This window comes from Pseudomonas mohnii (assembly GCF_900105115.1).
GTDB lineage: Bacteria > Pseudomonadota > Gammaproteobacteria > Pseudomonadales > Pseudomonadaceae > Aquipseudomonas > Aquipseudomonas mohnii.
The window spans coordinates 4,686,143-4,712,056 of sequence record NZ_FNRV01000001.1 but is presented as its reverse complement, the minus strand read 5'-3'; the positions used below and the strand labels follow the sequence as shown (position 1 = coordinate 4,712,056).

Sequence of the window (25,914 nt, the reverse complement as noted above, 5' to 3'; positions counted from 1 at the left end):
GTTGTGTGCTGGGTTTATTTGGCCTTGGCCTGACGCTGATAACGCACCACTTCGACGAACACATCGGAGTTGGCCGGGTCGTCGAGGTAAGCGGACACCTGGCCCATGTTGCTGTTGATCAACACGCCATCGCCTTCGATCGTTTGAAAGCCATCGCCGCTCAGGGCCTTTTGCTGCAATGCCTGGTTGATCTGCTCGAGGTCGAGGTTGTAGACCACCAGTTCATGTTTGTCGGTCAGTTCGAAGCCGGCAATCGTGAAATGCCCGCCGAACTGCGCGGGCACTTTCGCCGACAGATACCAGCGATTGCCATGTCGCGACACCGTGAAAGGATAGGCTTCGCGCTCCTTGGGCTTGGCGCGAAAGTAGCTGACCGCCTGATACTGATTTTCACCGACGCGCGTCAACTCCAGATTCAGCGGCTCACCCCAGGCGTTGGTGCTGGTCCATTTGCCGAGCAATCCTTTGGGCGCGGGCTCGTTCGTGGGCAGCGGCTCCTTGAAGGTCACCAGGCAGCCACTGAGCAGCAGGAACGACAAGGCGATCACGACGACACGCCAGTCTTTCATTCGACACTCCCTATGAACACACCGCCGGCCTCAAGTGGACACCGGACCTTATGGCAGCGAGCTTGCTCGCGATGAAGGCGTGTCAGGCAACACAGGTGCTGAATGTTAAGCCGACATCACGAGCAAGCTCGCTCCCACAGGGTCAAAAAGCATCAACAGGATCTACGCCGACGCCAACACCAGATGCATATAACGCGTCAGGATGCCGAGCATTTCCTCTTCGGCCACCGGCTCGGCGTCGTTGAGCAGGCCCTGATATTCCATCCGTCCGATTATAGCCGTCAACACTTTGGCATCCTGTTGCGGCTCACGGGAACCCAATACCTGAAACAGCTGGCAGGAGCCCTGCAGGAGAATCTGTTGGTGCGAGCGCACCAACTCGGCCAGGCGCGGGTTCAGCAGCGCCTCCTGGCGGAACGCCTGCTCGGCCATCAGATGTTCGCGACGGGTGACCAGTTGCCGGTGCACATAATCCGCCATCAGCCGTGCGATATCGTCCGCCAGCCTGGAACGGGCCTGCGGGCTGCCATCGCCGCTGTCGACCATTTCGCGCAGCAGGCCTTCGTTATTTACCCACAACTTGGCCATGTAGGCCGCGCTGCGCTCCACGTATTGGGCGAAGGTATCGGTGAGCAGGTCATCGATATCCTTGAAGTAGTAAGTGGTCGCCGACAACGGCACATTGGCCTCGGCGGCCACAGCGCGGTGGCGCACGGCCCGCACGCCATCGCGCACGACAATGCGCATCGCCGCATCGAGAATGTCCTGTCGACGCTGCTCGCTGCCCTGCCGGCTGGCCTTGCGGCCCTGGTACTGAACACTTTCAGCGACCGCAGTGGCGATACCCGCTGCACCTTCTTGAGCCATTGCACGATTCACGACAGGTCTTTCCTCTCAGATGAAAGCAACAAACTGATACGTTTGTACCAGACAGGCAATAAAAAACCGCCTGAAGAGGCGGTTTTTTAGTTAAAACACTTACGCTTGCGGCCGCATGTGCGGGAACAGGATCACGTCGCGGATCGACGGGGAGTTGGTCAGCAGCATCACCAGACGGTCGATGCCGATACCTTCACCCGCCGTCGGCGGCATGCCATATTCCAGCGCGCGAACGAAGTCAGCGTCGAAATGCATGGCTTCATCGTCGCCGGCGTCCTTGTCGGCCACCTGGGCCATGAAGCGTTCGGCCTGGTCTTCCGCGTCGTTCAACTCGGAGTAGGCGTTGGCGATTTCACGGCCGCCAATGAACAGCTCGAAACGGTCGGTGACGTTCGGGTTCTCGTCGTTACGACGCGCCAGCGGCGACACTTCGAACGGGTACTGGGTGATGAAGTGCGGCTGTTCCAGCTTGTGCTCGACCAGCTCTTCGAAAATCATCACCTGCAGCTTGCCCAGACCTTCGAAGCCCAGCACCTTGGCGCCAGCCTTCTTGGCGATGTCGCGGGCCTTGTCGATGTCGTTCAGGTCGTCAGCGGTCAGCTCAGGGTTGTACTTGAGGATCGAGTCGAACACCGACAGACGCACGAACGGCTCGCCGAAGTGGAACACCTTGTCGCCGTACGGCACGTCGGTGCTGCCCAGGACCAGCTGCGCCAGTTCACGGAACAGTTCTTCGGTCAGGTCCATGTTGTCTTCGTAGTCGGCGTAGGCCTGGTAGAACTCCAACATGGTGAATTCAGGGTTGTGACGAGTCGAAACGCCTTCGTTGCGGAAGTTGCGGTTGATCTCGAACACTTTTTCAAAACCACCGACCACCAGACGCTTGAGGTACAGCTCAGGCGCGATACGCAGGAACATTTCCATGTCCAGCGCGTTGTGGTGGGTTTCGAACGGCTTGGCTGCCGCGCCGCCCGGAATGGTTTGCAGCATCGGCGTTTCCACTTCCAGGAAGTCACGCTTCATCAGGAAGCTGCGGATGTGGGCGATGACTTGCGAACGCACGCGGAAGGTCTGGCGCACGTCTTCGTTGACGATCAGGTCAACGTAACGCTGACGGTAGCGTTGCTCGGTGTCGGTCAGGCCGTGGTGCTTGTCCGGCAGCGGGCGCAGGGATTTGGTCAGCAGGCGCACGCTGGTCATTTCGACGTACAGGTCGCCCTTGCCGGAACGAGCCAGGGTGCCTTCGGCGGCAATGATGTCGCCCATGTCCCAGGTTTTCACCGCGGCCAGGGTTTCTTCGGACAGGGTCTTGCGGTTGACGTAGACCTGGATGCGACCGGTCATGTCCTGGATCACCATGAACGAGCCACGGTTGAGCATGATGCGACCGGCAACCTTGACCGGGATCGCAGCCTCTGCCAGCTCTTCCTTGGTCTTGTCCGCGTACTGTTTCTGCAAGTCATTGCAGTAGTTTTCGCGGCGGAAGTCGTTCGGGAAGGCATTGCCCTTGGCGCGCTCGGCAGCCAGCTTTTCCTTGCGCAGGGCGATCAGGGAGTTTTCTTCCTGTTGCAGGGCTTGCGGGTCGAGTTCTAGGTCGCTCATGTCTTTAGATATTCCATCACGGGTTCGTTGCCCCCGGCCTGCGGCCGGGGATCGCCAGCAGGCTGGCTCCTACAGGGATCGCGTTGAGTCAACCGATCCTGTGTTACGTCTTTTACAGCCCGGATTTCAGGCTGGCTTCCAGGTATTCGTCGATGTCGCCATCGAGCACCTTGTCGCAGTCGCTGCGTTCGATGTTGGTGCGCAGATCCTTGATCCGCGAGGCATCCAGCACATACGAACGAATCTGGTGACCCCAGCCGATATCGGACTTGGTGTCTTCCAGGGCCTGGGAGGCCGCGTTGCGTTTCTGCATTTCCTGCTCGTACAACTTGGCCCGCAGCATTTTCATGGCGGTGTCCTTGTTGGCGTGCTGGGAACGTTCGTTCTGGCAGCTGACCACGGTGTTGGTCGGTACGTGGGTGATACGTACGGCCGAGTCGGTGGTGTTTACGTGCTGACCACCGGCACCGGAGGAACGATAGGTATCGATCCGCAGGTCCGCCGGGTTGATCTCGATTTCCACCTTGTCATCGATCTCGGGGGAAACGAACACCGCAGAGAACGATGTGTGACGACGGTTGCCGGAGTCGAACGGGCTCTTGCGCACCAGGCGGTGTACGCCGATCTCGGTACGCAGCCAGCCAAAGGCGTATTCGCCCTTGATGTGCACGGTAGCGCCCTTGATCCCGGCGACTTCACCGGCGGACAACTCCATGATGGTCGCGTCGAAACCGCGTTTGTCGGCCCAGCGCAGGTACATGCGCAACAGGATGTTGGCCCAGTCCTGGGCTTCGGTTCCGCCGGAGCCGGCCTGGATGTCCAGGTAGGCGTTGTTCGGGTCCATTTCGTGGCTGAACATGCGGCGGAATTCAAGCTTGGCGAGGTTTTCCTCGAGACGGGCCAGTTCGGCGACAACATCGCCGACCGCGCCTTCGTCGTTTTCTTCGACGGCCATGTCCAGCAGGTCGCGGCAATCGGCCAGACCGGCGTTCAGTTCGTCCAGGGTTTCGACGATCTGAGCCAGCGCAGAGCGCTCGCGGCCCAGCTCCTGGGCGTATTCAGGTTTGTTCCAGACATTCGGATCTTCAAGCTCGCGATTGACCTCGGTCAGACGCTCATGCTTTTGATCGTAGTCAAAGATACCCCCGAATGGTTTCGGAGCGCTCGGACAGGTCCTTGATGGTGTTCAGGATCGGGTTGATTTCCATGGCGGGCAGCACTCGTTGGCGAACTTTTGAAAGCCGGCGAGTATAACGGCAAACGGCTGGAAACGGCAGTCCGCTTGGCGGCCGAGTAGCAAAATCAGATGAATTCAGAACACGCCTGGCCCAGCGCGCATAGCCTGGCTTGAACCTCTGAACACGGGGCCGGACAAAAACCTATTGGGGTAACGTCCGCTCCCACCGCGACATTTTTCCCCAAGCGACATCACCTCGACAAATACCGTAGGAAGTATCTGCAAAAAAAACCGGAACTTTCCTACCAAGTAATCAATTGCCTGCCACCTTCCCGACACCTATAAATACAGTAGGAAAAATAGCCCAATCCGCGAAGGCAGTTCTTTCACGAAATGCTTACTCCATCAACAACATAAATTAATCATGAAAACCCACTACTACCTGATATCGTCTTTAGCACTTATGATCTTCGGAGAGATCTTGACGATCTACAGTGAAGTCCATGCTTCAAAGCTGCCTGGGCACCCAATCGATACGCCGATGATGTTTCTCAAACCTATTGTGCTCATCAGCATTGCAGGTGTAAGCCTAATTTTTGCCTATTGGCTTGGATATCAAGGCACCGGAAATATATGGGTGGTGACAGTCGTATCCCTGACGCTACTCCTTATATTAGAACCCATCGTCATTTATGTGATGTTAAAGGAACTGCCTGGCCGTGGTGCGACCATAGGTTTTTTACTTGGAGCAGCCGGATTAATTTCGACGGTAGCGCTATGATTAATTTTTGTTGAAAAACTGATAGGTTTATCTTTTTCCATAAAAACAAACTTATCAGTGCTCCAGAGCGATCTTAATATTCGCGCTATTACCCGATCCCCACCTGATTACGCCCATTGTTCTTCGCCTGGTACAGCCCCTTGTCCGCCGCCGAAATCAATTCGCGGCAATTGCTGCCTGCTGTCGGGGTGATGGTCGACAGGCCGATGCTGATGGTCAGGCTTGAGCCTTCGGTTGGGGAAATGTGCGGGATCTTCAGGGCTTGCACGGTCATGCGCAGTTTTTCCGCCACCAGCCGTGCACCGCCCGGGGAGGTGTTGGGCAGGACCAGGGCGAATTCTTCGCCGCCGTAACGGGCCGGCAGGTCCGAAGGTCGGGCACTGGCATCGCGGATCGCCGTGGCGACCTTGCGCAAGGCTTCGTCGCCTTCCAGGTGGCCGAAGGTGTCATTGAAGGTCTTGAAGTAATCCACGTCGATCATCAGCAGTGACATTTGGCTCTGCTCGCGCAGGGAGCGGCGCCATTCAAGCTCTATGTATTCATCGAAATGCCGACGGTTCGACAGACCGGTCAGGCCGTCGGAGTTCATCAAGCGTTGCAGCACCATGTTGGTGTCGAGCAACTGCTGCTGACTGACGCGCAGGGCACGATAGGCCGCGTCCCGCTGCAACAGGGTCATGTAGGAACGCGAGTGATAGCGAATGCGCGCGACCAGCTCGATGTTGTCCGGCAGCTTGACCAGGTAATCGTTGGCCCCGGCCGCGAACGCGGCGCTCTTGATCAACGGGTCCTCCTTGGTCGACAGGACGATGATCGGGATGTCCTTGGTCGCCGGATGACTGCGGTATTCGCGCACCAGACTCAGGCCGTCCAGCCCGGGCATGACCAAGTCCTGAAGGATCACGGTCGGCTTGATGCGAACCGCATGGGCAACGGCCTGATGCGGGTCGGCGCAGAAATGGAAGTCGATGTTGTCTTCATTCGACAACCCGCGCCGCACCGCCTCGCCGATCATTGCCTGGTCATCCACCAACAACACCATGGCGGCGTTTTCGTCAGTCTTGAAGTCGTCGAGCTGTAAGTCATTCATCTGCGTTCACCTGAATACTGCTTGGGCCAGGATTGCTGTGAAAAGTTGTCATTTGGGGAAAATCTCCAGCAATCGTGGCGCTATCTTTTCCAGCGGACGGATTTCCACAGCGGCGTCGATGGCCGCGGCCGCCTTCGGCATGCCATACACCGCGCTGCTTTGTTGGTCCTGAGCGATGGTCAAGTAGCCCCGTTGCCGCATGAGTTTAAGTCCCTGTGCACCATCACGCCCCATGCCGGTGAGCAACACCCCCACCGCATCGCCATTCCAGTAGTTGGCCACACTCTCGAAAAACACATCGATTGAAGGCCGATAGATTTCATTGACCGGCTCGGCGGTGTAAGCCAGCGTGCCGTTCTTCAACAAACGAATATGGTGATTGGTGCCAGCCAGCAGAACCGTGCCGCTTTGCGGCGTATCGCCTTCCATGGCCAGGCGCACCTTGAGCCCACTGGCGCTGCCGAGCCATTCGGCCATGCCGGCGGCGAACACCTGGTCGACGTGTTGCACCAGCACGATGGCGGCGGAAAAATCCTTCGGCAGGCCTTTGAGCAAGACTTCCAGCGCCGCCGGTCCGCCCGCTGAAGAGCCGATGGCGATCAGGCGCTTGGTCGAGGCAGAACTGCGCGCCGGACTCGGCGCCGGACGTTCCCGAGCGCGTTTATCGCCGATCAGCCAGCCGATGTTCATGATCTTGCGCAGCAAGGGCGCCGCCGCTTCCTGGGCGTTGCCGGCACCGAGGGTCGGAGTATCGACCACATCCAGCGCCCCATGTCCCATGGCTTCGAACACCCGGTGCACGTTCTGCTGGCGATCCACGGTCACGATGACAATGGCACAGGGCGTCTCGGCCATGATCCGGCGGGTGGCTTCCACCCCGTCCATCACTGGCATGATCAGGTCCATCAAAATCAAATCCGGTGTCTGCCCGGCAGCCTTTTGCACGGCTTCCTCGCCGTTGGCGGCCACCCAGATCACCTGATGCGCCGGCTCGAAGGCCAGCGCCCGGCGCAGCGCTTCCACGGCCATGGGCATGTCGTTGACGATGGCGATTTTCATGCCCGCGCTCCTCCTATGAGCTCAACCACTGCATCGAGCAGGGCGTCGTCATGAAAACTGGCTTTGGCTAGATAATAGTCGGCTCCAGCATCCAGTCCACGGCGACGATCCTCTTCACGATCCTTGTAGGACACCACCATCACCGGCAGCGATTGCAATCGATTGTCCCGGCGCAACAAAGTCACCAGTTCGATGCCGTCCATGCGCGGCATATCAATGTCGGTAATCAGCAGATCGAAATCCTCTGAACGCAGCGCATTCCAGCCGTCCATGCCGTCGACCGCCACGGCCACGTCATAGCCCCGATTAAGCAACAGCTTGCGCTGCAGCTCACGCACGGTCAGGGAGTCGTCGACCACCAGAATCCGCTTGCGGGCCACCTCGACTGCCTGGTCGCCCTGTCGGGCAATGCGCTCCAGGCGCCCGGTATTGAGCAGTTTGTCCACCGAGCGCAGCATGTCTTCGACATCGACGATCAGTACCACCGATCCGTCGTCGAGCAAAGCCCCGGCAGAAATGTCCTGGACCTTGCCCAGACGTTCATCCAGCGGCAACACCACCAGGGTCCGCTCGCCGATAAAGCGCTCGACCGCCACGCCGTAGATCGTATCGCGCTCGCGGATCACCACCACTTTCAGGGTCGGCTGGTGGCCTTGATTGACCGGGCGCTGCAACAGCTGACTGGCCGCCACCAGGCCGACATGCCGGCCCTCGTACCAAAAATGCTGACGCCCCTCGACCTGCACAATGTCAGCCGCCTCCAGATCGCACATGCGTTCGATGTGGGCCAGGGGAAAGGCATAGGCCTCGCCGCCCACTTCCACCACCAGGCTGCGCACCACCGACAGGGTCAGCGGCACTTCGAGATGGAAGCGACTGCCCTCGCCCGCCGTCTGCTCCAGCACCACGGCGCCACGCAACTGGCGCACCATGTGCTGCACTGCATCCAGACCCACCCCGCGTCCGGAGACTTCAGTGACCGTGTCGCGCAGGCTGAAACCCGGCAGGAACAGGAAGGTCAGCAGTTCCTCTTCGCTGAGTTGGGCAGCGGTTTGCGCCGTGGACAACTGGCGCTCGATGATACTGCTGCGGACCTTCTCAAGGTCGACGCCGTTGCCGTCATCGCTCAGTTCCAGCACCAGCAAGCCCGCCTGATGGGACGCGCGCAACCGGATCAGGCCCTCCGCCGGCTTGCCCGCCAACAGCCGTTGCTCAGGGGTTTCAATACCGTGATCGACCGCATTGCGCAGCAGGTGCGTCAGCGGCGCTTCGAGTTTTTCCAACACGTCGCGGTCAACCTGGGTCTTCTCACCCTCGATTTCCAGGCGCACCTGTTTTCCGAGACTGCGACCGAGGTCGCGGACCATCCGCACCTGACCATTCAAGACATCGGCGAACGGACGCATGCGACAGGCCAGCGCGGTGTCGTACAACACCTGCGCGCGTTGACTGGCCTGCCAGACGAACTCATCCAGCTCGGCGTTTTTTTCCACCAGCAATTGCTGGGACTCCGCCAACAGTCGCCGTGCATCTTCGAGGGCTTCCTGGGCCTCGAGGCTCAGGGCGTGCTCCTTGAGGTGGACGTTGAGGTTTTCCAGAGCGCGCAGGCCATTGTTCTGCGTGCGTTTGAGACGCTGCATGGTGGCCAGGTGCGGTTTGAGGCGCAGGGTTTCCACCAGGGATTTGCTCGACAGGTCGAGCAGGCTGTTCAGGCGTTCGGCCGTGACCCGCAGCACGCGCTCACCGTTCTCGGTGGTGCGCCTGGTCTTTTTCGGCGCTTCGGGCAGCGGCTCGACGACAGGTGCCGGCTCTTCGAGCCAGGTCAGCGGCGGTTCGAGCTGGAGTTCCGCCATCAACGGCGAGGCGGGGGCCGAGACCGGAACGGCGGCAGCCGCAGCCGGATCGAGCAGGACCCCCATCAAGGCGACATAGGCCTCGATATCTTCCGGCGCCGGAGCATTGTTAGGCGTCGCGATGCGCATCAGCAAATCGGTGCCTTGCAGCAACGCGTCGATGTGTTCGGGTCGCAGCAGCAGGCGGCCTTCCTGGGCGCTGACCAGGCAATCTTCCATGACGTGGGCAACGCTGACGCCTGCATCCACGCCGACGATACGTGCCGCCCCCTTGAGCGAGTGCGCCGCGCGCATGCAAGACTCGAGTTGATCGGCCTGGGTGGGATTGCGCTCCAGGGCCAGCAGCCCCGCATTCAGCACTTGGGTCTGGGCCTCGGCTTCCAGGCTGAACAGTTCCAGCAACGAGGTGTCGCGCATCTGCTCGGGGGTCATGTGAGGCTCCGGGTCACGGCGGACAATAGCTGCTCTTCATCCAGCCAACGCAGGCTGCGACCTTTGAATTGCAACACGCCGCGAGTGTATTTGGCACTGGCCTGAGTGCCGGAGCGCGAGGCGGCATCGAGGATCTGCTCGTCGATGGCATGAATGCCGTCCACTTCATCCACCGGCACCACCACGGGCCCGCCATGGGCGGCGATGATCAACATGCGCGGCATGACCCGTGTGCCGGAGGCGACATTGCTGATGCCATCGAGCCCCAACAATTCGACCAGCGAGAGGCATGCCACCAGCGCACCGCGCACGTTCGCCACGCCGAGCAAGGCGCCGGAGCGCTGGTGCGGCAACGAGTGAATCGCTTGCGACGGCGCGACTTCCACCAAACAGCGGGTGGCCAGGCCCAACCATTCTTCGCCGAGGCGGAACATCAATAGCGAGCGGGTTTTCACCTCACTCTCCACGGTGTTGGACACCTGCACGCGGTCATCCTGCTGCAGCGCATAACGATCCAGCAGGCGCGTGGCGGCGGTCGAATACACCGCGCAATTGCGGCAATGAATATGTTCGCTCAGCAGCGGGCAGGACTTGTCGCCATGGATACCGATGCGGTTCCAGCAATCATCGATGGCCTGGGCATCTTCATGGGTGACGCTAAAGGTGTCGGAGGCGATCATCGTTTACGCTCACGGTCAGCGGTGCGCTCGCTGCGGGCGGCGCGCTCCTGCAATCGTCTGGCCCCCACGGTGTCGCCCTGGGATTGCAGCAAGGCTGCCAGCTGCAACAACGCGGCGGGATGTTGCGGTTCGAGGTACAACGCCTTGCGATAAAAGCCCTGGGCTTCCAGGACATTGCCCGCCACATCGCTGAGCAACCCGAGCCAGTAAAACACCTGGGCCACCGGCTCATGACTGCGCAGGTAACTTTCGCACGCGGCACGGGCTTCGGCACTCTTGCCTTCGTTGGCCAGCGAGGCGATGTTCGCCAACAGCGTGGCCACCTCGACGCCGGCTTTTTTGGCCACAGGGGTTTCTGGCGCTACAGGCGCGAACGGGCGCCTGTTCATGGGCGCAGGCACCACGTTGCGCACCGGACGCGGCACGGGCAATGGCGCAGGCAATGGCGCAGGCAATGATGCTGGAACAAAGGCCAGCGCCGGTTCAGGTTCCAAAGCCTTGTGACGACTGAAGGCAAAGGACTGTGGAATGCCGATGGAGCGCATGCCGAAACGCCCCAGCAGGCTACCTTCGGCCGGGCCGATAAACAGCACACCGTCGACGTGGGTCAGACGCTTGAGGACTTCGAACACCTGCTGTTGCGTTGCCTGATCGAAATAGATCAACAGGTTGCGGCAGAACACGAAGTCGTAAGGAGGCTCGTTGGCGAGCAACGCCGGATCGAGCACGTTGCCGACCTGCAGGCGAACCTGGTCCAGCACCCGGTCACTGAGGCGAAAACCGTCGTTCTGCGCCGTGAAATGCCGGTCGCGGAAGGCGATATCCTGACCGCGAAACGAATTCTTGCCATACAGCGCACGCCGGGCCTTTTCCACCGACAGCGGGCTGACGTCCATGCCTTCGACCTTGAACTGATGCGGCTGGAACCCGGCGTCCAGCAGCGCCATGGCAATCGAGTACGGCTCTTCACCGGTTGAGCATGGCAGGCTGAGAATCCGCAGTGCCCGCAGATTGTTGATCTCGGCCAGACGTTTGCTCGCCAGTTTCGCCAGGGTGGCAAAGGATTCCGGGTAACGGAAAAACCAGGTTTCAGGAACGATCACCGCTTCGATCAGCGCCTGCTGTTCATCTCGTGAACCCTGCAGGATTCGCCAGTATTCGTCGGCGGTGAACGCATTGGACACGGTGCTGCGCTGGCGAACGGCACGCTCGATGATGGCGGGCCCCACGGAGGTCACATCGAGGCCGATGCGCTCCTTGAGGAAATCGAAAAACCGCGGGTCGCCGCTCATGGCCGCTCCTCAAGCAGCGCCAGGTCCAGCGGTGGCGACGGGAACAGCAGCGCGCGCACCTGATCGTCCAGCAAGTCGGCGACCCGCACCCATTGCAGTAGACCCTGCGCATCTTCGCGCACAGGTCCCAGGTAGCGGGCCTGGCGATTGTCGAGGCCGTAGGGCTGAAAATCCGTCGGGTTATATCGCACGGTGTCGGTGGCCTGCTCCAGAATCAAGCCGAGCAATTTCGTCTCTGCGCCGTCATTCGCGCGGTAATGAACCAGCACCAGCCGAGTGCTGGTTCGAGCCTGGGCAGGCGTGCCAAACGTCAGGGCGCACAGGTCGATCACCGGCACCACCGCGCCACGATAGGCGAAAACCCCGGCGACCCAGTGCGGCGCGTGGGCAATCGGTTTCAAGGGCTGGCGCGCCAGCACCTCCGCGACTTCGGTGGCTTGCAAGGCATAGCGCTCGCTGCCGATGCGGAATACCAGAAACAACGCATGCAACGCCTGCTTCACGGCAGTGCGTTTGGCCGTGAGTTCGCTCATCAGACTTTGAATCGCGAGACGCCGCTACGCAGCCCTACGGCCACCTGACTCAGCTCGTCGATGGCAAAACTGGCCTGGCGCAGGGATTCAACGGTCTGACTGCTGGCGTCGCCCAATTGCACCAGGGCGTGGTTGATCTGCTCGGCGCCGGTGGCCTGGGCCTGCATGCCCTCATTGACCATCAACACGCGCGGAGCCAGTGCCTGAACCTGATGGATAATTTGCGACAGCTGCTCGCCGACCTGCTGCACCTCGGACATGCCGCGGCGCACTTCCTCGGAGAACTTGTCCATGCCCATCACACCGGCCGATACCGCCGACTGAATCTCGCGCACCATCTGCTCGATGTCATAGGTGGCGACAGCGGTCTGGTCCGCCAGACGCCGTACCTCGGTGGCCACCACGGCGAAACCGCGCCCGTATTCCCCGGCCTTCTCGGCTTCGATCGCCGCGTTGAGCGACAGCAGGTTGGTCTGGTCGGCGACCTTGACGATGGTGACCACCACCTGATTGATGTTGCCGGCCTTCTCGTTGAGGATCGCCAGTTTGGCGTTGACCAGATCGGCCGCGCCCATCACCGAATGCATGGTTTCCTCCATGCGCGCCAGCCCCTGCTGCCCGGAACCGGCGGCCACCGAGGCCTGATCGGCAGCGCTGGAGACCTCGGTCATGGTGCGCACCAGGTCACGGGACGTGGCGGCGATTTCACGGGAGGTCGCGCCGATTTCGGTGGTGGTGGCAGCGGTTTCGGTGGCGGTGGCCTGCTGTTGCCTGGACGTGGCGGCGATCTCGGTGACTGACGTGGTGACCTGCACCGACGAGCGCTGGGCCTGGGACACCAGCGAAGTCAGTTCGCTCATCATGTCGTTGAAGCCGGTTTCCACCGCGCCAAATTCGTCCTTGCGCTCCAGGTTCAGGCGATTGCTGAGGTCACCGGTGCGCATCACTTCAAGGATGCTGACGATGCGGTTCATCGGCGCCATGATCGCGCGCATCAACAGCAGACCGCAGAGGCCGGCCGCCAGTATGGCGACCAGCAGAGAGATGCCCATGCTGATTTTTGCCGTGACCACCGCGTCATCGATGGCCGCCATGTCCTTGTCCGCCACCGCCTTGTTTTCGACGATGATGTCATTGAGCTTCATGCGGCCTGCCGTCCAGGCCGGGGTCAACTGCTCGTTGAGCAACTTGATGGCTTCGGCTTTCTGGTTGCGCTTGTACAACTCAAGAACGGCGGCATGAATTCTTTTGAACTCTTCGTGCCTCTGTTCGAAGGCCGCGAACTCGATCTTGTCTTCATCCGTGGTGATGGTGGTGCGATAGTTGGCCATCTGCTCCAGCAGGCGAGTTTCGAAAACCTTGAAGTTGGCGGCATCTTCGGCGCTGATGCCCTGTGCATCTTTCAATCCGAACATTTCCACGGTCTGAAGGTAGGTGTCCACCCAGGCGCTGCGAATCATCGAACTGAAATAGACCCCGGGCAAGGCATCGTCGCGCCCGCTGGCTTCGCTTTCCTCGATCTTCAACAACCGTGAATAAGAGACGACGACCATCAACAGCATGATGGCGATAATTACTGCAAAACTCGCCAAAATGCGTTGGCGCAACGTCCAGTTCTTCACAATCAGTCCTCAGGGGCCATTTTCAAATGCTGGGGGAGTATAGCCGAGGGCGGTGTTTCATTTATAAGACGCTTGTGCGCCACCTCTCATCTCGCCATAAAAGGCAGGACAGGCTCTGGAACAGGACTTTCCGCATTGTTCAGGATACTGGCCAGTGGCGTTTCGGAAGAAAGGGGCCGTGATTCGGCCATGAGCGACGTCATCGCCGCTGGAACGGCGTCGCCAGCATGCCCGCGCCTACAGGTCCGGGGACGCTGGCTTGCCGGCGAATACCTGTGGAAGGTCTACATCGAAGCCTGGCGAACCTGTTTCTCCAATTCCGCCTTCAACCCCGGCTCAAGCTTGAGCTGACGCGCCAGTTCGTCCAGGTAGGACTTCTCCATGAAGCTCTCCTCATCCACCAGCATCACACTGGCGATGTACATCTCGGCGGCCATTTCCGGGGTGCTGGCGGCGCGGGCGACATCCGCCGGGTCCAGGGGTTTGTTGAGTTCGGCGTGCAACCAGTGCGCAAGCGCCTGATCGTTGTCCAGCCGGGTGAACTCGCCCTCGATCAACTCGCGTTCGCGCTCGTCGATATGACCGTCGGCCTTGGCCGCCGCTACCAGGGCCTTGAGAATCGCCTGGCTGTGCTGCTCGACTTGCGCCGCCGGTAAACGGTCGAGGGTTTGCGGTTCACGTTTCGGTGCCGTGCCCTGCCCAGCCTGCCAGTTGCCATATGCCTTATAAGCCAGTACCCCCAGCGCCGCGAGACCACCGTACACAGCCACCTTGCCTCCGACTTTGCGGGCTTTCTTGCTACCCAGCAGCAACCCCATGGCGCCTGCGGCCAGCGCACCGCCGCCAGCGCCCGAAAGCAACCCGCCCAAGCCACCGGAAGCCTTGTTCTGCGCGCCGCCTGCCTTGTTCTGCAACAAGTCCTGGCCAGATTTGAGTAGCTGATCGAGCAATCCACGGGTATTCATTTTCCGCCTCCAAAAAAGGTGTAACCGGATTTTGAGGCCCCAGCCTAGTTCGAAAGTGCCCGACGGCTGCCAGGGAGAGTGCTTCCAGATGTTGCCTTGCTGCTGTCACTGAAGCTTGAAGCATGCAGTAAGTTTCGGTTTTTTAGATATACACTCGGACAAATCGATAAAAACCGCTCACCGGGTACGTTTCCCATGATGACCTTGCGTCAGATCCGCCATTTCATCGCCGTGGCCGAGACCGGCTCGATCTCCGCCGCCGCACAAGCCGCCTTCATCTCCCAGTCCACCCTGACCCTGGCCATCCAGCAGTTGGAGGAGGAAATCGGCGTCAGCCTGTTCAGCCGTCACGCCAAAGGCATGACCCTGACCCACCAGGGCCATCAATTCCTGCGCCAGGCGCACCTGATCCTTGCCACCGTGGACAACGCCAAACGCAGCCTGCAACAAAGCACCGACCAGGTCGCCGGGCAGTTGATCATCGGGGTGACCAGCCTGGTGGCCGGTTATTACCTGGCGGACTTGCTCACCCGCTTCCAGCGCGCCTACCCCAACGTCGAAATCCGCGTGATGGAAGACGAACGCCCGTACATCGAACATTTGCTGGTCAGCGGCGAGATCGATGTCGGCGTACTGATTCTTTCCAACCTCGAAGACCGCCACGCCCTGCAAACCGAGGTGCTGACCCATTCGCCCCATCGGCTCTGGCTACCGGCCCAGCATCCGCTGCTGGAGCACGACAGCATCAACCTGGCCGATGTCGCCCGCGAACCCTTGATTCAACTGAACGTCGATGAAATGGACCACAACGCCCAACGCATGTGGTCGGCAGCCTCGCTGCAACCGCGCATCACCTTGCGCAGCGCCTCGACCGAAGCCGTACGAAGCCTGGTAGCCGCGGGCCTGGGCGTATCCATTCAGCCAGACATGACCTACCGCCCATGGTCGCTGGAAGGCGACATCATCGAAGCGCGGCCGATTGCCGACCTCAGCCAGACCCTCGACGTCGGCCTCGCGTGGCGACGGGGTACGGCGCGCCCGGCGCTGGTGGACCCGTTCCTGACCGTCGCCCGCGAGCAACCCCACGGCGGACGCAAGCCATCTATTTAATCGAACGCCACCTTCAGTATTTAGTATTTGTCGACCTCGGGTCTGCGCACTAGTCTTGCTTCATCTATAAGACGGCCGGCCCCAGTCACAGGGAGCAGCATGGCCACACAAGAAAAGAGAATCCGAAAAATGGCTGGCGCGCAGACCCCGTTGTTTACCGCCTTGTTGATCGATGGCGAATTGGTCGCGGGCCAGGGCGTTGCCGAGCCGATTCTCAACCCGGCCACAGGCGAAGTCCTGACACAGATCGCCGAAGCCAGCACCGAACAAGTCGAAGCCGCCATCCTCGCCGCCCACCGTGCCTTCGCCAGTTGGTCGCGGACCACTCCGCAGCAGCGCTCGAACCTGTTGCTGGACATCGCCAACGCCATTGAAAAAAACGCCGACCTGCTCGCCCGCCTCGAATCCCTGAACTGCGGCAAACCGTTGCACCTGGCCCGCCAGGATGACTTGAGCGCGACGGTCGACGTGTTCCGTTTCTTCGCCGGCGCCGTGCGCTGCCAGACCGGACAACTCAGCGGCGAATACCTGCCGGGCTACACCAGCATGGTGCGGCGCGATCCCATCGGGGTCGTGGCGTCCATTGCGCCGTGGAACTACCCGATCATGATGGCCGCCTGGAAAATCGCCCCCGCCCTGGCCGCCGGTAACACGCTGGTGTTCAAACCGTCCGAACACACGCCGCTGTCGATCCTGGCCCTGGCGCCAGCGCTGGCCGAGATTCTGCCGCGCGGCGTGATCAACATCATCTGCGGTGGCGGTGAAGGCGTCGGCAGCCATTTAGTCAGCCACCCGAAAGTGCGCATGGTGTCGCTGACCGGCGATATCGTCACCGGGCAAAAAATCCTCCAGGCCGCAGCAAAAACCCTCAAGCGTACCCACCTCGAACTCGGTGGCAAGGCCCCGGTGATCGTTTGCAACGATGCCGACATTCAGGCGGTGGTCGACGGTGTGCGCGCCTACGGCTACTACAACGCCGGCCAGGACTGCACCGCCGCCTGCCGGATTTACGCGCAGAAGGGGATTCACGATCGCTTGGTGGCCGAACTCGGCGCGGCGGTCAGCAGCCTGCGCTTTGCCGGCAAACGCGATGCCGACAACGAACTCGGCCCGCTGATCAGTACTCGCCAACGCGACCGCGTGGCCAGTTTCGTCGAACGCGCCCTCGGTCAACCGCACATCGAACGGGTGACCGGTGCCGCTGTGCATTCCGGCGCCGGCTTCTATTACCAGCCGACCCTGCTGGCCGGTTGCAAACAGGGCGACGAAATCGTTCAGCGCGAAGTGTTCGGGCCGGTGGTCACCGTGACCCGCTTCGATGAGCTGGAGCAAGCGGTGGACTGGGCCAACGATTCGGAATACGGCCTGGCGTCGTCGGTCTGGACCCAGAACCTCGACAAGGCGATGCAAGTCGCCGCGCGATTGCAGTACGGCTGCACCTGGATCAACAGCCATTTCATGCTGGTCAGCGAGATGCCCCATGGTGGCCTGAAGCGTTCCGGCTACGGCAAGGACCTGTCCAGTGATTCGCTCCAGGACTACAGCGTGGTGCGGCACATCATGGCCCGACATGGCCGGGAGTTTTGAGCCGCACGCTGCACCTCAGGTGCAGACCTGCGTTTTTCTTGCGGCTTGACGCTTGAAACTTGCAGCTACGCTAACAACAACAATTAGCAGTACGCATTACCGAACCCACTGCCCCGACCATAATTTGAAAAAGAGGGATTTCCCATGTTCGTGCACAAGACCGCACTGCTCAGTGCAATCACCACCGCGCTGCTGGCCAGTGCCAGTGTCCAGGCCGCAGAGCCGCTGAAAGCTGTCGGGGCCGGCGAAGGCCAATTGGATATCGTGGCCTGGCCTGGCTACATCGAACGTGGCGAAAGTGACAAGGCCTACGACTGGGTGACGGGTTTCGAGAAGGAAACCGGCTGCAAGGTCAACGTGAAGACCGCCGCGACGTCCGACGAGATGGTCAGCCTGATGGCCAAGGGCGGTTACGACCTGGTCACCGCGTCCGGCGACGCCTCGCTGCGCCTGATCGTCGGCAAGCGTGTTCAGCCGATCAACACCTCGTTGATCCCGAACTGGAAGAACATCGACCCGCGCCTGAAAGATGCGCCGTGGTACGTGGTCAACAAGCAGACCTACGGCACCCCGTATCAATGGGGTCCGAACGTGCTGATGTACAACACCAACGTATTCAAGACCGCCCCCGACAGCTGGGGCGTGGTGTTCAATGCGCAAAACCTGCCGGACGGCAAACCGAACAAGGGCCGCGTGCAGGCCTATGACGGCCCGATCTACATCGCCGACGCGGCGCTGTACCTCAAAAGCACCCAACCGGAACTGGGCATCCAGAACCCCTATGAACTGACCGAGGCGCAATACAAGGCGGTGCTCGATCTGTTGCGCGCCCAGCAGCCGCTGATTCACCGCTACTGGCACGACACCACCGTACAAATGAGCGACTTCAAAAACGAAGGCGTGGTCGCGTCCGGTGCCTGGCCGTATCAAGTCAACGGTCTGGTGAACGAGAAACAACCGATCGCGTCGACCATCCCTAAAGAAGGCGCCACCGGTTGGGCCGACACCACCATGATGCATACCGAGGCCAAACACCCGAACTGCGCCTACAAGTGGATGGACTGGTCGCTGCAACCAAAAGTCCAGGGTGACGTGGCGGCATGGTTCGGTTCGTTGCCAGCGGTGCCTGCGGCGTGCAAGGAGAGCGAACTGCTCGGCGCCGAAGGCTGCAAAACCAACGGTTTCGACCAGTTCGACAAGATCGCCTTCTGGAAAACCCCGCAGGCTGAAGGTGGCAAATTCGTGCCGTACAGCCGCTGGACCCAGGACTACATCGCGATCATGGGCGGCCGCTAATTCTTGAAGTGAAGTAGATCCCTGTGGGAGCGGGCTTGCCCGCGATGGCGGAGCGTCAGGCAACACCCTATTGACTGTGCTGGCGCCATCGCTGGCAAGCCAGCTCCCACAGTTGATTACCTCTGTTGCCACTGCCGAGCAAGGCAGCCGGCTGTAGTTGACCGTTACTCGTTTTTTCAGAAGTCCAGGCAGGGCCGCTGCGACGGCCCGCGCCTTTTTGGAGCACCGCACCATGACGCTTGCAGTCCAGTTCACCAACGTTTCCCGTCAGTTCGGCGAAGTGAAAGCCGTTGACCGGGTTTCCATCGACATCCAGGACGGCGAGTTCTTCTCCATGCTGGGGCCTTCCGGCTCGGGCAAAACCACCTGTCTGCGCCTGATCGCCGGTTTCGAACAACCGAGCGCGGGCTCTATCCGTATTCATGGCGAAGAAGCCGCCGGGCTCCCGCCGTACCAGCGTGACGTGAACACCGTGTTCCAGGATTACGCGCTGTTCCCGCACATGAACGTTCGCGACAACGTCGCCTACGGCTTGAAGGTCAAAGCCGTCGGCAAGGACGAACGCCTCAAACGCGCCGAAGAAGCCCTCGACATGGTCGCCCTCGGCGGCTATGGCGAGCGCAAACCGGTGCAGCTCTCCGGTGGCCAGCGCCAGCGCGTAGCCCTGGCCCGCGCCCTGGTCAACCGTCCGCGCGTGCTGCTGCTCGACGAACCCCTCGGCGCGCTGGACTTGAAACTGCGCGAGCAAATGCAAGGCGAACTGAAGAAGCTGCAACGCCAGCTCGGCATCACCTTCATCTTCGTCACCCACGACCAGACCGAAGCGCTGTCCATGTCCGATCGCGTCGCTGTGTTCAACAAGGGCCGCATCGAACAAGTCGACAGCCCGCGCAATCTCTACATGAAACCGGCGACCACGTTCGTCGCCGAATTCGTCGGCACCTCCAACGTGATTCGCGGCGACCTGGCAAAACAGTTGAGCGGCAATCCCCAGCCGTTTTCGATTCGCCCGGAACACGTGCGTTTCGCCGAAGGGCCGCTGGCCGCACACGAGATCGAAGTCAGCGGCTTGCTGCACGACATCCAGTACCAGGGCAGCGCCACCCGCTATGAACTGAAGCTGGAAAACGGTCAGACCCTGAATATCAGCCAGGCCAACAATCAGTGGCTGGACGTCAGCGCCCAGCACCAGACCGGGCAACGCATCAGCGCACGCTGGGCACGCGAAGCCATGGTCCCGCTGTCCGATACCGTTGCAGGCGGGGTGTGACATGAACACCTTGGCCCTCTCTCAAAACCCGTCGGGCGGCTCGCCGTTGCGCAGGTTTTCCAACCTGCTGTATCGCCGCCCCAACCTGTACCTGTCGCTGCTGCTGGTGCCGCCGCTGCTGTGGTTCGGCGCGATCTACCTGGGCTCGTTGCTGACACTGCTGTGGCAGGGTTTCTACACCTTCGATGACTTCACCATGGCGGTCACGCCGGAGCTGACCCTGGCGAACTTCGCCGCGCTGTTCCAGCCATCGAACTTCGACATCATCCTGCGCACCCTGAGCATGGCCATCGTGGTGTCGATCGCCAGTGCCATCGTTGCATTTCCGATCGCCTACTACATGGCGCGCTACACCACCGGCAAGACCAAGGCGTTTTTCTACATCGCGGTGATGATGCCGATGTGGGCCAGCTACATCGTCAAGGCCTATGCCTGGACGTTGCTGCTGGCCAAGGGCGGCGTGGCGCAGTGGTTCGTGCAGCACCTGGGCCTGGAACCGGTGCTGCAGTTCGTGCTGGGCATTCCCGGCGTAGGCGGCAGCACCTTGTCGACCTCGCACCTGGGGCGCTTCATGGTGTTCGTCTATATCTGGTTGCCGTTCATGATCCTGCCGATCCAGGCGTCGCTGGAACGCCTGCCGCCGTCGCTGCTGCAAGCGTCCGCCGACCTCGGCGCCAAGCCGCGCCAGACCTTCATGCAAGTGATTCTGCCGCTGTCGATTCCGGGCATCGCCGCCGGCTCCATCTTCACCTTCTCGCTGACCCTCGGTGACTTCATCGTGCCGCAACTGGTCGGCCCGCCGGGCTACTTCGTCGGCAGCATGGTGTACGCGCAACAAGGCGCGATCGGCAACATGCCGATGGCGGCGGCCTTCACCCTGGTGCCGATCGTGCTGATCGCCATTTACCTGTCCATCGTCAAACGTCTGGGGGCCTTCGATGCACTCTGAAAAGGCTTCAATCGGTCTGAAAATCGCGGCCTGGGGCGGGTTGGTGTTCTTGCACTTCCCGATCCTGATCATCTTCCTGTACGCCTTCAACACCGAAGACGCGGCGTTCAGCTTTCCGCCCAAGGGCTTCACCCTGAAGTGGATAGGCGTGGCGTTCTCACGCCCTGACGTACTGGAGGCCATCAAGCTGTCGCTGCAGATCGCCTCGATTGCCACGCTGATCGCCATGGTCCTCGGCACGCTGGCGTCGGCGGCGCTGTACCGCCGGGACTTCTTCGGCAAGCAAGGCATCTCGCTGATGCTGATCCTGCCGATCGCCCTGCCCGGGATCATCACCGGTATCGCGCTGCTGGCGACCTTCAAGACGCTGGGCATCGAACCGGGGATGTTCACCATCATCGTCGGTCACGCGACCTTCTGTGTGGTGATCGTCTACAACAACGTCATCGCCCGCTTGCGTCGCACCTCGCACAGCTTGATCGAGGCCTCGATGGACCTCGGTGCCGACGGCTGGCAGACCTTCCGCTACATCGTCCTGCCGAACCTCGGCTCGGCGTTGCTGGCCGGCGGCATGCTCGCCTTCGCGCTGTCGTTCGACGAAATCATCGTCACCACCTTCACCGCCGGCCATGAACGCACCCTGCCGCTGTGGCTGCTCAACCAGCTCAGCCGCCCTCGGGACGTACCGGTGACCAACGTCGTCGCGATGCTGGTGATGATAGTGACCATGCTGCCGATCCTCGGTGCCTATTACCTGACCCGTGGCGGTGAAAGCGTTGCGGGCAGTGGCGGCAAATAACCGAATCACCAGAGGAACCCGGCCCCTGTAGGAGCGAGCTTGCTCGCGATGATCTCAAACACACCGCGCGCAACCAGACTGAACGCGTCATCGTTCACGTCCATCGCGAGCAAGCTCGCTCCTACAGGGCCCGGTTCAGACAGAAAAACAAACAGTTTCGAAGAGGAGAAGAACATGCAAACCCAACTCTTGATCAACGGCCAGCTCGTCAATGGCGAAGGCCCTGCCCAACCCGTGTTCAACCCGTCGCTGGGCCGCGTGCTGGTGGAAATCAACGAAGCCAGCGAAGCCCAGGTCGATGCCGCCGTGCGCGCCGCCGATGCCGCGTTTGACAGCTGGTCGCAAACCCCGCCGAAAGAGCGCTCGCTGCTGCTGCTCAAACTGGCTGACGCCATCGAAGCCCACGGCGAAGAGCTGGCCAAACTGGAATCGGACAACTGCGGCAAGCCTTATAACGCTGCGTTGAACGACGAGATTCCGGCGATTGCCGACGTGTTCCGTTTCTTCGCCGGTGCCAGCCGCTGCATGAGCGGTTCGGCCGGGGGCGAATACCTGCCGGGCCACACCTCGATGATCCGCCGCGACCCGGTGGGCGTGATCGCCTCCATCGCGCCGTGGAACTACCCGCTGATGATGGTCGCCTGGAAAATCGCCCCGGCCCTCGCCGCCGGTAACACCGTGGTGCTCAAGCCATCGGAACAAACGCCGCTGACCGCATTGCGCCTGGCGCAACTGGCGTCGGAAATTTTCCCGGCTGGCGTACTCAACCTGGTATTCGGTCGCGGTCCTACGGTCGGTAGCCCACTGGTCACCCACCCGAAAGTGCGCATGGTGTCGCTGACCGGCTCGATCGCCACCGGCTCGAACATCATTTCCAGCACCGCCGACAGCGTCAAACGCATGCACATGGAACTGGGCGGCAAGGCCCCGGTGATCATTTTCGACGACGCCGATATCGACGCCGCCGTGGAAGGCATTCGCACCTTCGGCTTCTACAACGCCGGGCAAGACTGCACCGCGGCCTGCCGCATCTATGCGCAGGAAGGCATCTACGACAAATTCGTCGAGAAGCTCGGCGCGGCCGTCAGCAGCATCAAGTACGGCCTGCAGGACGACCCGTCGACCGAGCTCGGTCCATTGATCACCCCGCAGCACCGCGACCGCGTGGCCGGGTTCGTCGAGCGCGCCGTGGCGCAACCGCACATCCGCTTGATCACGGGTGGCAAAGCCGTGGACGGCAACGGTTTCTTCTTCGAACCGACGGTGCTGGCCGATGCCCGGCAGGACGACGAAATCGTCCGTCGCGAAGTGTTCGGGCCGGTGGTATCGGTGACCAAATTCACCGATGAAGCGCAGGTATTGGGTTGGGCCAACGATTCGGACTACGGCCTGGCATCGTCGGTGTGGACCGCCGACGTCGGTCGCGCCCATCGCCTGTCGGCGCGCCTGCAGTACGGCTGCACCTGGGTCAACACCCACTTCATGCTGGTCAGCGAAATGCCGCACGGCGGTCAGAAACTGTCCGGCTACGGCAAGGACATGTCCATGTATGGCCTTGAGGATTACACCGTCGTGCGCCATGTGATGTTCAAGCACTAAAAGCATCGCCAGCAGGCTGGCTCCCACCGTTTGGAATGCGTTTCCCTGTGGGAGCCAGCCTGCTGGCGATTGTGTCACTCCGGCTTCAAGGTAGAAACCGGCACTAAGCACCACCAGGCTCCACACCAAAGAAGTCAAAACAATAACCACCGATCCGGGCTGAGCCACCACGGCCCCGCCACGGCTTCGGACATCCGAAATCTGCCGATTTTCCGGAGCAAACACTATGAGTAAATCACCCGAACTCTCTGCCGGCGTTGTCGATAGCGACGCCGAGCAGCTACGTAAACTGGGTTATACGTCCAACTTCAATCGCAGCATGAGCCTGTGGGAAAACTTCGCCCTGGGCTTCACTTATCTTTCCCCGGTCGTCGGGGTTTATACCCTCTTCGGCCTGTGCCTCGCCGCGGGTGGCCCACCGATGTTCTGGGCCTACCTGCTGGTCGGTTGCGGCCAGTTACTGGTGTGCCTGATCTTCGGTGAAGTGGTGTCGCAGTTCCCGATTTCCGGTGGCGTGTACCCCTGGGCCCGTCGTTTGGTGGGCAAGCGCTGGGCGTGGATGGTCGGCTGGATCTACTCCATCGCCCTGTGCGTGACCATCGCTGCCGTTGCCGTGGGTGCCGGTCCCTACCTGGCCGCCATGATGGGCTTTGAACCGAACAACAACACCAACATCGTCATTGCCCTGTTCCTGACGCTGTTCGCCACGCTGGTCAACCTCAGCGGCACCAAAACGCTGGCGCGCATTGCCATGTTCGGCTTCCTCTGCGAACTGATCGGCGCGGTGATCGTCGGTGTCTACCTGTTGGTTTTCGAACGCCATCAGTCGCTCAGCGTATTGTTCAACACCTTCGACATCAGCATCGATGGCTCGTACCTGCCCGCCTTCCTCACCGCGTCGCTGGCGGGGATGTTCCTGTACTACGGCTTCGAGGCCTGCGGCGACGTCGCCGAAGAAACGCCGAACCCGAGCAAGAAAATCCCGGTGGCCATGCGCATGACCATCTACATCGGTGGCATCGCCGCGATGTTCGCCTGCCTGGCGCTGATCCTCGCCGTGCCAGACATGCAAGCCGTGATCAACGGCACCGACAAGGACCCGGTCACCACCATCCTCAACAACGCCTTCGGCCCCGTGGGTTCGAAAGTGGTGATGGGCGTGGTCATGATTTCCTTCATCTCCTGCGTCATCAGCCTGCAAGCGGCGGCGAGCCGTCTGCTGTATTCCTATGCCCGTGACGAGATGGTGATCGGCAGCCGATTGCTTAAAAAGATTTCTCCTACGACCCAGGTTCCGGTTGCCGCACTGTTCGTGTCCGGTGTCCTGCCGGCCCTGATCATCATCCTCGGCTTCTTCCTGCAGGACGCCGTCGCCACCATCGTCAGCTTCGCCGCCATCGGCATCTACCTGGCGTTCCAGATGATCGTGCTCGCCGCGCTTTATGCACGCCTCAAAGGCTGGAAACCGAGCGGCAAATTCACCCTCGGTGCCTGGGGCTGGCTGGTGAACATCGGCGCACTGACCTACGGCATCGGCGCCATCGTCAACATGGCCTGGCCACGTACCCCGGATGCGGCGTGGTACATCAACTACGCCATGGTCCTGAGCACCGCCATCGTCATTGGCCTGGGCCTGCTGTACATGTGGATCGCCAAGCCGTATGACCACGGTACGGCGCCTGCCGGGGATGCCTGGAAGGTGAGCCGCTAACGGTATTTGCCCGTTGAACGAACACCCTGCCTGCTGTGATGCGGGCAGGGTCAGGCGGCTGAATCGCTTGCGGCTTGACGAGCCGTTCGACGCACATAAAAACCGCCCCTGAAGGCGGTTTTGCTTTTTAAGACATGTACTTTTTGCAGAGGCAAAAGCAGAAAAAAACTACAGATTCGACCTTCATGAAAAACCCGCGATTCCTACATCACGCGTCGCCAGAGTAGACTTGGCGCCGCGAGCGCCTGACCGATAGGCTTTGTCCCGTCGCTGCACAACCAGCGACCCGGAGTCGAAGCCGGAACATATCAACATGGCGCATCCGCGCCCCCATACGAGCTGGGGCATTTTTTTGCCTTTCAGCTTCGCGTTATGGCGGGCCTTGTGGCGCGGGCCTCTCGGCTTCCATGTTGATCGAGAATGTTCCGACTTCGAACGCCGCACGGTCCGCCACCCCAATCTGTCGAAGGATCAGTGGCGGCTCCTTTTTCAACATGGAGTCGAACAATGCACAAGCACGCGTCAAATCCGTCTGACACTTATCCCTGCTTCACCCCTACCGTCTTCACGCGCCACAACCGTTTCCTCCACGCCTTCATCCAGGACCACCAAGCCTGGTTCTGCGTTCAGGACCTTGGCCGCCTGATGGGTCAACCATTGAACGAACGCCTCATCCAGAAGCTCGACCCCGATCAGCGTCGCAGCGTTTGCTTGCTCAAGGACGGCAAGATCGTCGATGCGTTGATGGTCAGCGAATCAGGCATGTACGCGCTGCTGGTTCACCACTTCATCCCGGAAAACCGCCATCTGAGGCAATGGTTGAGCAACGAAGTCGTGCCCATGTTGCGCAATGCACAGGCATCGTCGTCGGAAAACCTGCCCAGCCTGAGCGCCTTGAATTGGGCCGGAGTTTCGGTGCCTCTGCTGCATTACCAACATCACGCCTGGGTAAAGTGGCGGGACATGCCTGAGTTGATGCAAGTACAACGACCGTTCCCTATAGCCGGAACCCGCTGAATCGATTCGATTGGCAAAAGGGCGAACTTCATAGTCCGCCCC

At 60.8% G+C, this 25,914-nt stretch carries 22 protein-coding genes; 10 read left to right on the top strand and 12 right to left on the bottom strand.

The window, feature by feature from the left end:
• Positions 1 to 14 precede the first annotated feature (14 nt).
• The 4 genes from BLV61_RS21845 to prfB form a co-directional block, all read right to left on the bottom strand.
• Positions 15 to 569, bottom strand: coding sequence for a lipoprotein (locus BLV61_RS21845; protein WP_047526240.1), 555 nt, complete (start codon positions 567 to 569; stop codon positions 15 to 17).
• 162 nt (positions 570 to 731) lie between these two features.
• Entirely contained in the window at positions 732 to 1,448 is a 717-nt protein-coding gene (locus BLV61_RS21840) for a TetR/AcrR family transcriptional regulator (RefSeq protein ID WP_167361798.1), read from the bottom strand.
• Positions 1,449 to 1,547: 99 nt separating this feature from the next.
• Positions 1,548 to 3,050, bottom strand: a complete 1,503-nt coding sequence (gene lysS, locus BLV61_RS21835) for a lysine--tRNA ligase (RefSeq protein ID WP_047526236.1) — start codon at positions 3,048 to 3,050, stop codon at positions 1,548 to 1,550.
• Positions 3,051 to 3,162: 112 nt separating this feature from the next.
• Positions 3,163 to 4,258 (bottom strand): peptide chain release factor 2 gene (prfB, locus tag BLV61_RS21830; protein ID WP_103403637.1). Its coding sequence is split into 2 segments (ribosomal slippage): positions 3,163 to 4,185 and positions 4,187 to 4,258, totalling 1,095 coding nucleotides; the frame shifts between segments, so codons are not numbered across the junction.
• 393 nt (positions 4,259 to 4,651) lie between these two features.
• Between prfB and BLV61_RS21825 the strand changes: the two genes are divergently transcribed.
• The gene (locus BLV61_RS21825; RefSeq protein WP_090467409.1) at positions 4,652 to 5,008 is read left to right on the top strand and encodes a hypothetical protein; all 357 of its coding nucleotides are present in this window, start codon (positions 4,652 to 4,654) and stop codon (positions 5,006 to 5,008) included.
• Positions 5,009 to 5,096: 88 nt separating this feature from the next.
• On the opposite strand, the gene BLV61_RS21820 is transcribed toward BLV61_RS21825, so the two are convergent.
• The 8 genes from BLV61_RS21820 to BLV61_RS21785 all read right to left on the bottom strand — a co-directional run bounded on the left by BLV61_RS21820 (position 5,097) and on the right by BLV61_RS21785 (position 14,534).
• Complete coding sequence (locus BLV61_RS21820) at positions 5,097 to 6,098, bottom strand: response regulator (protein WP_090467407.1); 1,002 nt, start codon at positions 6,096 to 6,098, stop codon at positions 5,097 to 5,099.
• A gap of 48 nt (positions 6,099 to 6,146) precedes the next feature.
• Positions 6,147 to 7,157: a chemotaxis response regulator protein-glutamate methylesterase gene (gene cheB / locus BLV61_RS21815; protein ID WP_047526231.1), complete on the bottom strand. Its 1,011-nt coding sequence runs from the start codon at positions 7,155 to 7,157 to the stop codon at positions 6,147 to 6,149.
• On the bottom strand, positions 7,154 to 9,442 hold the full coding sequence (locus BLV61_RS21810) for a hybrid sensor histidine kinase/response regulator (protein WP_090467405.1): 2,289 nt from the start codon (positions 9,440 to 9,442) through the stop codon (positions 7,154 to 7,156). The genes cheB and BLV61_RS21810 overlap by 4 nt, the downstream gene beginning before the upstream one ends.
• A complete protein-coding gene (locus BLV61_RS21805) occupies positions 9,439 to 10,122 on the bottom strand; it encodes a chemotaxis protein CheW (protein WP_047526227.1) in 684 nt (227 codons plus the stop codon). The genes BLV61_RS21810 and BLV61_RS21805 overlap by 4 nt, the downstream gene beginning before the upstream one ends.
• Positions 10,119 to 11,414, bottom strand: a complete 1,296-nt coding sequence (locus BLV61_RS21800) for a CheR family methyltransferase (RefSeq protein WP_090467403.1) — start codon at positions 11,412 to 11,414, stop codon at positions 10,119 to 10,121. Before BLV61_RS21800 ends, BLV61_RS21805 begins: the two co-directional genes overlap by 4 nt.
• Positions 11,411 to 11,947, bottom strand: coding sequence for a chemotaxis protein CheW (locus BLV61_RS21795; RefSeq protein WP_090467401.1), 537 nt, complete (start codon positions 11,945 to 11,947; stop codon positions 11,411 to 11,413). The genes BLV61_RS21800 and BLV61_RS21795 overlap by 4 nt, the downstream gene beginning before the upstream one ends.
• Positions 11,947 to 13,569, bottom strand: coding sequence for a methyl-accepting chemotaxis protein (locus tag BLV61_RS21790; protein ID WP_090467399.1), 1,623 nt, complete (start codon positions 13,567 to 13,569; stop codon positions 11,947 to 11,949). The genes BLV61_RS21795 and BLV61_RS21790 overlap by 1 nt, the downstream gene beginning before the upstream one ends.
• Before the next feature lie 284 nt (positions 13,570 to 13,853).
• Complete coding sequence (locus BLV61_RS21785) at positions 13,854 to 14,534, bottom strand: tellurite resistance TerB family protein (protein ID WP_090467397.1); 681 nt, start codon at positions 14,532 to 14,534, stop codon at positions 13,854 to 13,856.
• A 195-nt stretch (positions 14,535 to 14,729) separates the two neighbouring features.
• Here BLV61_RS21785 and BLV61_RS21780 point away from each other — a divergent pair, with 195 nt between their 5' ends.
• The 9 genes from BLV61_RS21780 to BLV61_RS21740 all read left to right on the top strand — a co-directional run bounded on the left by BLV61_RS21780 (position 14,730) and on the right by BLV61_RS21740 (position 25,872).
• Positions 14,730 to 15,644 carry a LysR family transcriptional regulator gene (locus BLV61_RS21780; RefSeq protein WP_047526220.1) on the top strand — a complete coding sequence of 305 codons (915 nt, stop codon included), beginning with the start codon at positions 14,730 to 14,732 and terminating at the stop codon, positions 15,642 to 15,644.
• A gap of 99 nt (positions 15,645 to 15,743) precedes the next feature.
• Entirely contained in the window at positions 15,744 to 17,231 is a 1,488-nt protein-coding gene (locus BLV61_RS21775; protein ID WP_081997818.1) for a gamma-aminobutyraldehyde dehydrogenase, read from the top strand.
• 144 nt (positions 17,232 to 17,375) lie between these two features.
• Positions 17,376 to 18,527 carry a putative ABC transporter substrate-binding protein YdcS gene (gene ydcS / locus BLV61_RS21770; RefSeq protein WP_047526217.1) on the top strand — a complete coding sequence of 384 codons (1,152 nt, stop codon included), beginning with the start codon at positions 17,376 to 17,378 and terminating at the stop codon, positions 18,525 to 18,527.
• A 232-nt stretch (positions 18,528 to 18,759) separates the two neighbouring features.
• On the top strand, positions 18,760 to 19,797 hold the full coding sequence (locus BLV61_RS21765; RefSeq protein ID WP_090467395.1) for an ABC transporter ATP-binding protein: 1,038 nt from the start codon (positions 18,760 to 18,762) through the stop codon (positions 19,795 to 19,797).
• Between the two features lies 1 nt (position 19,798).
• The gene (locus BLV61_RS21760) at positions 19,799 to 20,746 is read left to right on the top strand and encodes an ABC transporter permease (protein WP_090467393.1); all 948 of its coding nucleotides are present in this window, start codon (positions 19,799 to 19,801) and stop codon (positions 20,744 to 20,746) included.
• A complete protein-coding gene (locus BLV61_RS21755; RefSeq protein ID WP_090467391.1) occupies positions 20,736 to 21,545 on the top strand; it encodes an ABC transporter permease in 810 nt (269 codons plus the stop codon). Before BLV61_RS21760 ends, BLV61_RS21755 begins: the two co-directional genes overlap by 11 nt.
• Positions 21,546 to 21,719: 174 nt before the next feature.
• Complete coding sequence (locus BLV61_RS21750) at positions 21,720 to 23,144, top strand: gamma-aminobutyraldehyde dehydrogenase (protein ID WP_090467389.1); 1,425 nt, start codon at positions 21,720 to 21,722, stop codon at positions 23,142 to 23,144.
• A gap of 226 nt (positions 23,145 to 23,370) precedes the next feature.
• A complete protein-coding gene (locus tag BLV61_RS21745) occupies positions 23,371 to 24,855 on the top strand; it encodes an APC family permease (protein WP_047538304.1) in 1,485 nt (494 codons plus the stop codon).
• A 507-nt stretch (positions 24,856 to 25,362) separates the two neighbouring features.
• Positions 25,363 to 25,872 carry a BRO-N domain-containing protein gene (locus BLV61_RS21740; RefSeq protein ID WP_047538302.1) on the top strand — a complete coding sequence of 170 codons (510 nt, stop codon included), beginning with the start codon at positions 25,363 to 25,365 and terminating at the stop codon, positions 25,870 to 25,872.
• Positions 25,873 to 25,914 lie beyond the last annotated feature (42 nt).